Source organism: Microcystis flos-aquae FACHB-1344 (assembly GCF_014698375.1).
GTDB lineage: Bacteria > Cyanobacteriota > Cyanobacteriia > Cyanobacteriales > Microcystaceae > Microcystis > Microcystis aeruginosa.
This window is the reverse complement of record NZ_JACJSW010000144.1, coordinates 22,956-33,051: the sequence shown is the minus strand read 5'-3', so window position 1 is coordinate 33,051 and position 10,096 is coordinate 22,956. Positions and strand designations below refer to the sequence as shown.

General features: G+C 39.7%; 7 protein-coding genes and 1 pseudogene. 7 read left to right on the top strand and 1 reads right to left on the bottom strand.

The genetic code is table 11. The annotated features are described in order from the left end of the window. The 3 genes and pseudogenes from H6G48_RS12985 to H6G48_RS12975 all read left to right on the top strand — a co-directional run. Nucleotides 1-290: pseudogene (locus tag H6G48_RS12985) on the top strand (RRXRR domain-containing protein); the annotation flags it as partial. A 59-nt stretch (nucleotides 291-349) separates the two neighbouring features. Further along, on the top strand, nucleotides 350-1,141 hold the full coding sequence (locus H6G48_RS12980) for an HpsJ family protein (RefSeq protein WP_190722110.1): 792 nt from the start codon (nucleotides 350-352) through the stop codon (nucleotides 1,139-1,141). A gap of 1,011 nt (nucleotides 1,142-2,152) precedes the next feature. After that, nucleotides 2,153-2,884, top strand: a complete 732-nt coding sequence (locus H6G48_RS12975) for an undecaprenyl-phosphate galactose phosphotransferase family protein (protein WP_002760967.1) — start codon at nucleotides 2,153-2,155, stop codon at nucleotides 2,882-2,884. A 147-nt stretch (nucleotides 2,885-3,031) separates the two neighbouring features. Here the strand turns inward: H6G48_RS12975 and H6G48_RS12970 are convergent, their stop codons facing one another. After that, nucleotides 3,032-3,604: a Uma2 family endonuclease gene (locus H6G48_RS12970; protein WP_190722109.1), complete on the bottom strand. Its 573-nt coding sequence runs from the start codon at nucleotides 3,602-3,604 to the stop codon at nucleotides 3,032-3,034. A 209-nt stretch (nucleotides 3,605-3,813) separates the two neighbouring features. On the opposite strand from H6G48_RS12970, the gene ileS reads away from it, so the two are divergent. From ileS to H6G48_RS12950, 4 genes are all read left to right on the top strand, one after another. Beyond that, complete coding sequence (gene ileS, locus H6G48_RS12965; protein ID WP_190722108.1) at nucleotides 3,814-6,672, top strand: isoleucine--tRNA ligase; 2,859 nt, start codon at nucleotides 3,814-3,816, stop codon at nucleotides 6,670-6,672. Nucleotides 6,673-6,763: 91 nt separating this feature from the next. After that, nucleotides 6,764-7,795: a hypothetical protein gene (locus tag H6G48_RS12960; RefSeq protein WP_190722107.1), complete on the top strand. Its 1,032-nt coding sequence runs from the start codon at nucleotides 6,764-6,766 to the stop codon at nucleotides 7,793-7,795. Next, the gene (locus H6G48_RS12955; protein ID WP_147069667.1) at nucleotides 7,779-9,545 is read left to right on the top strand and encodes a DNA methyltransferase; all 1,767 of its coding nucleotides are present in this window, start codon (nucleotides 7,779-7,781) and stop codon (nucleotides 9,543-9,545) included. The genes H6G48_RS12960 and H6G48_RS12955 overlap by 17 nt, the downstream gene beginning before the upstream one ends. Nucleotides 9,546-9,660: 115 nt before the next feature. Then, nucleotides 9,661-10,077: a RidA family protein gene (locus tag H6G48_RS12950; RefSeq protein WP_002771650.1), complete on the top strand. Its 417-nt coding sequence runs from the start codon at nucleotides 9,661-9,663 to the stop codon at nucleotides 10,075-10,077. The last annotated feature ends 19 nt before the right edge of the window (nucleotides 10,078-10,096 follow it).

Here is a 10,096-nt window from a genome sequence, read left to right as displayed (position 1 = left end):
TAACGAAGGCTCCCTTTGCTGTCATCAAACGTCCTCCTATTAGTCGTCGTCAACTTCACCTGATGGTTTTTTCTAAAGGTGGTAAACGACGTAAATATGGTGGCTCTACCACAGGACATGGGTTCCGTAAAGGAGATTTAGTTTCTTCTCCCAAAGGAATTGGTTATGTCAGTGGAGATACCGAAAAACAGCTATCTGTAAGCGATACCAGTTGGAAACGATTGGGACAGATAGCTGTTAGCAAGATTCAGTTAATTCGTCGTTCTAACGGTTTAATTGTTTCTCGCTAACTTATATAAAGCCGCCCTCCGCTATCGCTAAGGGGCGGGGTTTCAGATACAGTTTTTCGATGAACAGCTTTACTTCTTTGTCCCTGAAATTAACGGGATTGGTTTTCATTATTTCCTTCCTTTTGGATGGGTTTATCCTGCCGCTGCCCTATCGATTCAGTCAATCCCAATGGCAGGTAGGGTTCGTCACCACCTTTGTCGATCGAGGAATTGTTCCTCTCCTGGGTATCGTTCTCGTTTTAATCGCTTACTGGATTGACGCTAACAATAGAGATGTCATTCCTAGAAAATCCCGCTTTGAATTGCGTTGGCCGATCTTTTGGCTTTCTGCACTGTTAGGCTTAGTTTTTCTGTTGATGATTCCTGTTCATATCAATAATATCAACCAGATTAAAAACAACGCTTTGACTCAAATTGAACAGGGTGTTGACCAAGGGGAGGGACAAATTCAAGCTTTCTTAGCCCAGTTAAATACTCTATCGCAAAATCCCCAACTATTAGAACAGGAGATCTCTCAGAGAAATCAAGTAATTGAAACTGGTCGTTTCCAAGGACAACCGATCAACACGGAACAGTTACAGACCCTCCGTCAACAAAGAGACCAATTAACTAATTTACGGGATTTATCCAAAAAACCACCGGAGTTTAAACAGCGATTAGATCAGATCAAAAATCAGCTACAAACTCAGCTGCAAGATCGACGAAAACAGGCGGAAAGCCAAGCTAACTTGGAGGCTTTGAAACAGTGGTTAAGAATTGGTATTCAAAGTATGTTGCTATCGATTTGCTATAGTTTAATCGGTTGGTTAGGCATTCGAGAACTAGGTAGTATAAAAAAACGCACCGCCTAAGAAGGGGGTTTATCTTATTGACATCCTCGCCGCCCTAAAAGTGCGGCGATTCCTAAACCTCACGATTTAAGTTTCTGCTTCCACCACCGTCGCATACCACAGTTAAAAAACCATGTACTGTCTTACACAGAGTCCACAGACTTTCGCCCCATTTCAGAAGCCCGATTCCGTGTGTCCCACGGTACGTTGACCGCCTATAGCTTCTTGTACTTGTTGCGCGCGACTTTTTACCCGGCCAAGCTTTTCTGGTCGGAACCCCCTAAGCCGAGTTTTCAAGGTGCTGCGCCGTCCACTTGGTTTTCGAGACTGGCCTTTTAATTCTAACGTAAAGCCAACCTAGAACGGCGGGGTTTCAGACCCAAAATTTCCGATGATCAAGTATAAAGTTTTCGTTTTCGGGAGTCAGAATTCTCCGAGTCAGGAGACGAGCGCACACAAGAGCATACTTCATCCTTAGGATCAAATCCTTAACTACTTAAATATTCAGCCACAGGGCATCAGCAAATGATGCCCTTTTATTTATTAAACCTCTTGCATAATTAATTTTTGGTGGTTCAAAAACGTCCTATAAGCTGTTCGTAATTTAAATTGCTTGTTGAGACGAGGCACTCTTGCACTCTTGCACTCTTGCAAAGGGCAACACCCCCCAACCCCCACGTCGGGGTAGGGCAAGGGGGGGAGATTCGGCTAATCTAAGAATAAGCGGTTTAAATACGTCTTAGCTTAATACTAAATCCTGTTTAAAAGGTATAGGAGAGCAGGGGAGCGGGGAGCAGGGGAGCGGGGAGCGGGGGAGATGGGAGCGGGGAGAATAAATAAAATAATCTCCTGAATTCTGACTACTGACTCCTAACCCCACCAACAAACTTTTTGCCGCAAACCCTAATTAGAGATTTTTCAGTACAAAGGCTCTAAAATTGCCAGTGCCATTTATTGGACTGAAGACTTGTTTTTTCGGTCTTGTGGCTTTATCATGGGTACTGTGTGGTGTGTGTGATGTGAAGGAGTAAGATGACTGCTAATAGCCAACTTATCTCCGTCAAGGCTCTACAAGCTTTGATGAAGCGAGGGTTCAAACCTTCGGTCTCTGGTAGACGGCATCAAAAATCTTGGTTAATAGCTTTAGACGGCGATACCTCAAAACGATTATTCGATATCGTTTTCTCCCTATCGGTTCTAATTTTCTTTTCGCCGCTTTATTTAATCTTAGCCTTATTGATCGCGATTAGTTCCCCCGGTCCGGTCTTCTATGTGCAGAAGCGCGTCGGTCAAAACTTCCAGCATTTCAACTGTATTAAATTCCGTACTATGGTAATGGATGCGGATAAGGTATTAGAGAGACTGATGGAAGACTCTCCCCAACTGCGGGCGGAATTCGAGGATAATTTCAAGCTTAAGGACGATCCCCGTATAACTTGGATTGGCAAGTTTCTCCGCTTAACCAGTTTAGACGAGTTTCCCCAATTCTGGAACGTCCTGCGAGGAGATATGAGCGTCGTCGGTCCGCGGCCTTTAGTTCCCGAAGAATTGCAGAAATATGGCAATCGCATCGACAAAGTTTTAACTATTCGCCCCGGTTTGACTGGTTTATGGCAAGTTTCGGGACGTAATGACATACCCTATCCCCTGCGGGTGCAGATGGATGTGTATTACGTTAATTCGCGTAACTGGTTAACCGATATCTGGGTAATCTTCAGAACTATCGGTGTTGTGGTTTTTCCCAAAAATAACGGTGCTTACTAAAGCGGTGAATAGTAAAAAATTACTCACTGCTGTTTCAATGTAATTAATCGCTAGACTGGAGGAGAGAAGGGCAGAACTTGCTTTTTTCTCCTCTTTTTTTGAGAAATATTATGACAGTAATTAAGTGAAGTCAAAAAAGAATTGTAATCATACCAAACCGGGGACTTTGCGATAGATAGAAGCGAGCGATCCCCGGAATCCTACACTGGTGAATTCTACCGCATCCCCGGCTTCATAGATCTGTTCTTTCCAGATTCCAGAATCCTCGCGACGGTGACATTCAATTTTCCTCTGGTTTTGATGGATAAGAATGTATTCTTTTAAGGTGGGACAGGTTTGATAATCGCTAAATTTATCACCCCTATCAAAGGATTCCGTAGATTTCGATAATACTTCAATAATCAGAACGGGATAGAGAATAAAATCATCGGTATTGTTAATCTCTCTCTCGTCACAAACCACCGCAATATCGGGATAATAATAACAATTTGCCTCCTCTAACCGGACTTTGATATCGGAAGTGAGAACAAGACAGGGACTATCATCGAGATGATTACCTAAAACCTTGGCTAAATTGGCCGATAAAACGATATGCGGCTTTTTTGCCCCTACCATCGCATAAATCCGTCCTTTTCGGTACTCGTGCTTGATCGGACTGACTCTTTCCCCTTCTAGATACACTTCTGGAGAGACATAAAAAAAATTAGGATTCGTCACCATGGTCCTCATACTCCCTATCCTCGAATAACTGAATTATAGCCTTTCGGAATCATTGCTCTTGGACTCAATCTCGCTAGACTTATAGATCAATGATTGTCACTTGTAATATTTGTATTACAGTTATGTGACAGAATAGAGATAACGACTCTCAAAGGGACGTTATTTAGGAATGAATCCCGAAAACGATTGATATCCATAGGTTTGCCAGAATGTCCAACGCTAAAAGTTACAAAGATACCGTTAATTTGCCTCAAACTGACTTTGATATGCGAGCAAATGCCAGTAAACGTGAGCCAGAAATCCAGAAATTCTGGCAAGATGAGCAAATATATGAGAAATTAGCGCAAAATAACCCCAAAGAATTATTTATTCTCCACGATGGACCACCCTACGCTAACGGGTCTCTGCATATCGGTCATGCTTTAAATAAAATTCTCAAAGACATTATCAATAAATATAAACTGCTGCAAGGCTACAAAGTGCGCTATGTGCCGGGTTGGGATTGTCACGGGTTGCCGATCGAACTGAAGGTTTTACAAAGTCTCAAAAGCTCGGAAAAAGAGGGTCTAACCCCTTTGAAATTACGTCAGAAAGCCCACGATTTTGCCCTTCAAACGCAAAAAGAACAGTGTGAAGGTTTCAAAAGGTATGGAGTCTGGGGAGACTGGGAAAATCCCTATTTAACCCTACAACCCGAATACGAGGCCGCTCAAATTGCCGTATTCGGAAAAATGGCCCTAAAAGGTTATATTTATCGGGGACTAAAACCGGTTCACTGGAGTCCCAGTTCTCAAACCGCTTTAGCTGAGGCCGAATTAGAATATCCCGAAGGTCACACTTCCAGGAGTGTCTATGTTGCTTTTCCGATTACATCAGTTTCAACCCCGGTTTTAACGCCATTTTTGCCTAATTTATCCGTGGCTATCTGGACGACTACCCCCTGGACTTTACCCGGGAATTTAGCCGTCGCATTAAACCCAGAATTAAACTATTCAGTGGTGGAAACTAGCGAGTCTAATTATCTAATTGTAGCGACGGATTTAGTCGAAAAATTGGCCGACACTTTTAACAGGACTTTGACGATTAAAGCAACGGTTAAAGGTCTGGAATTAGAACATACTAAATATCGTCATCCTTTGTTTGACAGAGAAAGTGCTATTCTCATCGGTGGGGATTATGTCACCACCGATTCCGGCACTGGATTAGTTCACACGGCCCCCGGCCATGGTCAGGAAGATTATATCGTCGGTCAACGTTACGGTTTACCGATACTTTCTCCCGTGGATGATCAGGGAAATTTCACCGCAGAAGCGGGACAATTTGCGGGTTTAAATGTCTTGAAAGATGCTAATGAAGCAATAATTTTAGCACTGACAGAAAAGGGTGCCTTACTTAAAGAAGAAGCATATCAGCATAAATATCCCTACGATTGGAGAACCAAAAAACCGACAATTTTCCGCGCAACAGAACAATGGTTTGCTTCCGTGGAAGGATTCCGGGAATTAGCTTTAGAAGCAATTGATTCGGTGCGTTGGATTCCTGCAACGGGTAAGAATCGCATCACTTCTATGGTTAGTGAAAGAAGCGATTGGTGTATCTCTCGTCAGCGCAGTTGGGGGGTTCCTATTCCTGTTTTTTATGACGAAGAAACGAATGAACCTCTGTTAACGGAGGAGACGATTAATCACGTTCAAGCTATCTTTGCGGTCAAGGGTTCTAATGCTTGGTGGGAGTTATCGGTAGAGGAATTGTTACCTCCCAGTTATCGCGATAATGGTCGCAGTTATCGCAAGGGAATGGATACTATGGATGTGTGGTTTGATTCTGGTTCTAGTTGGAATGCGGTGGCTAATGCTCGACCAGAATTAAGTTATCCTGCGGATATGTATCTAGAAGGATCGGATCAGCATCGGGGATGGTTTCAATCGAGTTTATTAACCAGTGTCGCTGCTAATGGTATTGCTCCCTATAAAACGGTGTTAACTCACGGTTTTGTTTTGGATGAACAGGGACGAAAAATGAGTAAATCTCTGGGGAATGTCATCGATCCCAATGTGATCATTAATGGTGGTAAAGACCAGAAAAAAGAACCCGCTTATGGGGTGGATGTGATTCGGTTATGGGTGTCCTCGGTGGACTATACCAATGATGTGAATATCGGTCAAAATATTCTTAAACAGTTGGTAGATATCCGTAATAAAATCCGGAATACTGCCAGGTTTTTACTGGGGAGTTTAAATGATTTTGATCCCGTTAAGGATGCGGTAGCTTATGAAGATCTACCGGAGATCGATCGCTATATGTTACATCGTATCTCGGAGGTGTTTACGGAAGTTACGGCAGCTTTTGAAAGTTTCCAATTTTTCCGCTTTTTCCAGACGGTACAGAATTTTTGTGTTGTCGATTTATCTAACTTTTATATCGACATCGCTAAGGATCGTTTATATATTTCTGATCCTAATTCTTTCCGTCGTCGCAGTTGTCAAACAGTCTATGCTATTGCTTTAGAAAATCTCGCTAAAGCGATCGCTCCTGTCCTCTCTCATCTAGCGGAAGATATCTGGCAATTTCTCCCCTACAAAACTCCTTATTTATCGGTATTTGAGTCAGGATGGCTAAACATCGATCCTGCTTGGAATAATCGCGAATTGGCCGATAAATGGGCGAAATTCCGGCAGCTACGCACCGAAGTTAATAAGGTGATGGAAACTGCCAGAAATGATAAAGCGATCGGTGCTTCTTTAGAGGCAAAAGTTTTACTTTATGTTCCCGATGAAAGCTTACAACAGGAGTTAGAATTATTCAACAATTGTGATAGTTTAACGGGAAATAAAGTCGATGAATTGCGTTATCTATTTCTCTCCTCTCAAGTGGAATTAGTTAGTGATATTAGCGCGATTCAAACCGCAGAATATAAAGGAGAATCGGACTTTGTTTCGGTGGGAATTGTCAAAGCAGACGGCGAAAAATGCGATCGCTGTTGGAATTATTCCACTCAAGTGGGAAAATTTGCCGATGATCCCACTATTTGCGAGCGCTGTAATGCCGCTTTAAAAGGAGAGTTCTAAGCTAAATTAAAAGGGTGCTTTATTGTTTAATAAAGTACCCTTAGTTGCTTCTACAAACTTAAACTTATAGAAATTCAAGATCAAGAAAAATATGAATGTTAGCGATCTTAAGAAAACTGCCTTGATATATTGGCCAGTTGAATTAGCAGAAAAAGAAAAACTATCTAGTATAATTCCCTTACTAATACGAACTCAAGAAAGTTTTATCAGTATATTAAGAATAGCATCTAAAGACCCATTCTCATGGATAACAGCCTTAGATTTATGTGATGAACTTTATCCTAATCTATTTTTAAAACATCTCTGTGTTCTATCTGATATTGGTGGAGAAAATTTAAAACGATTCTCTTCAGAACTTTCTAGGGATTTTTATTCTAAAGATTTTGAGTTTATATTTCGAGACAAAATTTATCAATACCAGTTTGTTTCTTTGAAAAATAGAGCTACATGGAATAATAAAAATTTGGGATTAGACGGGGAGGGGATATTAAAACCTTGTTCTCTTAGCCAAGAAATCCGAGATGTTATTATGCTAATAATGTTCGGTGGTTTGGCAACCTCTATAAATGTTCCTGATGAAATAGAAGAAAAATGTATTATTGGTGCTATGATAGGTAACATTAGACTTCTGGAAGAATATATTAAGCATCGTTACATCTGGGTTAGTAAAATTACTGGGGGAGCAAAATCGAATAAAATGGGTCAGCTTGCTCAAGAATACATTAGAGAAAAATTGAAAGTATATTTACCTGAGTGGGATTTTTCTAGAAAATCTATACCAGGAATAAGTCAAAATGAGGGTAGAACACTAACCAAATTTGATATAGTGGGAATACCACCTCATGATCGACCACCTTACTGGGGTATTGAAGTATCATTTCAATTTACTACTAACAGTGTTGTAGAAAGGAAAGAAAAATTGGCTAGAGATAGACGAGAAATTTTAAACAGACAGCACCATAAGGTTGCTTATGTAGTTGATGGAGCGGGAAATTTTGACAGAAGTTCTTTTATACAAGACTTAATTGATTTTAGTGACTGTGTTGTTAACTTTAGTGAAAATGATCTTAAGCGTTTAGCTAAAACTATGGAGTATTCAATTAAAAATGAGCCACAAAAGTGAAAATTGTCTACCACTAAAAATTATTGAAATACAGCCCTCTGCGTTAGAAGATAATTATCAAAATATAGGCAAAAACTCTAATGTCTATTTTCTTCATCTTCCGACTATTAAACAATGTAAAATCAAAGAAATATCTAATCTTAAAGATTACTTAATTAGTTTTGCAAATGAATTAGATGATAAAAGTGTATTGTGTATATTGTCCAATGCAGAAATTGCCTGTCAAGTCATATCGTTTTTAGAAAAATCTACATATTTCAAGCTATGGGTTGCTATCAAAAGAAGTCAAGCATTAATGGATGAGAGCTATATGTTAGACAACCATGTATCTTTGACGATGTTTACTAAATACCGTTCACCTTTAAAGCATAATAAAACTTTAATTGAGTATTCTTATTGTCCCTCCTGTAATAAAACGACAAAAGATTATGGAGGTAAAAAACATTTATATAGTCCATTGGGAACATTAATGTCAGATGTGTGGAGGGACATAAGTTATTCTCATCAAAAAATACCTCAAGATATTCTTGAAAGAATAAAGGATCTTTTTGGGTTAGAACCATATCAATTTGTGTACTATATAGATCTACAAAATTATTTTGCCACCATCGACAATAATCAAAAAATAAAACCTCTAGAAAATACAACTAATAATGTCATATACAAACAACCAAGTAATTTGATTAAAAGCAATCTACTAATTAATGATGATTGCTTAAATTATCTACGATTATTACCCAATAATTCAATAGATTTTGTTTTTGCCGATCCTCCTTACAATATCCAAAAAAAATATGATATATGGAATGATTGTCAGGATAATAATCAATACATAAAGTGGTGTATTGAATGGGTCAATGAACTGGCTAGAGTATTAAAGAATGGAAAAACTCTAGCACTCCTCAATATTCCTATATACTTGGCTAAATACTATGAATTTAGCCAAGGAGTTTTAGAATTTCAAAATTGGATAGTTTGGGAAAGTCTTAGTCTTCCTGTAAGACAAATAATGCCTGCACATTATGGTATTTTGTGCCTAGGCAAAGGTAGATCAGAAATTAAAAAAATTAGTAATGAAAGTATTTATGATTATAATTTTTCTTTAAAAGAATGGTATTGTATTAGAGAGCAATGTATCAAAAAAAGAAATAAAGATAAAACAGTAGATAGAGAACCGTTAACTAATATATGGTGGGACATTCATAGACTAAAGCATAATTCAAAACGTGTAGATCACCCATGTCAACTACCTCCAACACTAATGAAACGTATTCTCACTATATTTACCGAGGAAAATGATTTGGTATTAGACCCCTTTAATGGCTCTGGTACAACTACTCTGGTTGCCTCTATCATGAACAGACGATACATTGGCATTGAAATTTCTGAGCAGTATCATTCTTTAGCTGAACAAAGACATACAGAGTTAGAAAATGGTGTTGATCCATTTGCTAAAAGAGATATTATTCCTAAGGCTAAAAATAGTAGAGTTAATCGCATTAAAAAACAAAAATATGATGTTTCTAAAAAAACTTTACAGCTAGAAGTCAGAGATATAGCGCTAAAAATAGGACGAAAACCAACCAGAGAAGATATAGAAAAGTACAGCCAATATCCTTTCAGATACTTTGACGAATATTTTGCTGATTGGGGAGAAGTTTGTAGCGCTGTCGGTGATAAGGGTATGCAAGAAAACAAGGACATAGATAACTACCCAAACTTTAAGCAGCTTGAGCTACCATTTGAGTGATTCTTAATAATGTTGACTTATTTCTCACAGGATCGCTTAGTCAAAATTAAACCCCCTAACCGGCGAAAATTAACGGCAAGCGCTCGAAAAACTGGGAAAATATTCAATTGATTCAATGTCATCTTTTTTAACTATCCTGCCCATGAATAATCAGGTCATCCGTACTGATAAAGCTCCGGCCCCTGTGGGTCCCTATAATCAAGCGATCGCCGCTACCGGTCCTTTTCTCTTTGTTGCGGGACAAATTCCCCTAGATCCCGTCACGGGTGAAATCGTCTCCGGGGAAATTAGCGCCCAAACCGAACAAGTTATGGCCAATCTAGAGGGCATTTTAACCGCTGCTGGGGCTAATTGGTCAAATGTGGTGAAAACTACCGTCTTTCTCTCGGATTTAGCCAATTTCGGGGCGATGAATCAAGTTTATGCCCGTTATTTCCCCCCGGAAACTGCCCCGGCCCGGGCCTGTGTGGAGGTGGCCCGTCTTCCCAAAGATGTGCTAGTGGAAATAGAATGTATTGCCGCTTTAGCCTAAAAATTAAGGTGGGCAATGC

Bases quoted from the DNA above. Each gene is read 5' to 3' on its own strand.
- ileS (WP_190722108.1), top strand. From the start codon at position 3,814: ATGTCCAACGCTAAAAGTTACAAAGATACCGTTAATTTGCCTCAAACT.
- H6G48_RS12980 (WP_190722110.1), top strand. From the start codon at position 350: ATGAACAGCTTTACTTCTTTGTCCCTGAAATTAACGGGATTGGTTTTC.
- H6G48_RS12960 (WP_190722107.1), top strand. From the start codon at position 6,764: ATGAATGTTAGCGATCTTAAGAAAACTGCCTTGATATATTGGCCAGTT.
- H6G48_RS12955 (WP_147069667.1), top strand. From the start codon at position 7,779: ATGAGCCACAAAAGTGAAAATTGTCTACCACTAAAAATTATTGAAATA.
- H6G48_RS12970 (WP_190722109.1), bottom strand. From the start codon at position 3,604: ATGGTGACGAATCCTAATTTTTTTTATGTCTCTCCAGAAGTGTATCTA.
- H6G48_RS12975 (WP_002760967.1), top strand. From the start codon at position 2,153: ATGACTGCTAATAGCCAACTTATCTCCGTCAAGGCTCTACAAGCTTTG.
- H6G48_RS12950 (WP_002771650.1), top strand. From the start codon at position 9,661: ATGTCATCTTTTTTAACTATCCTGCCCATGAATAATCAGGTCATCCGT.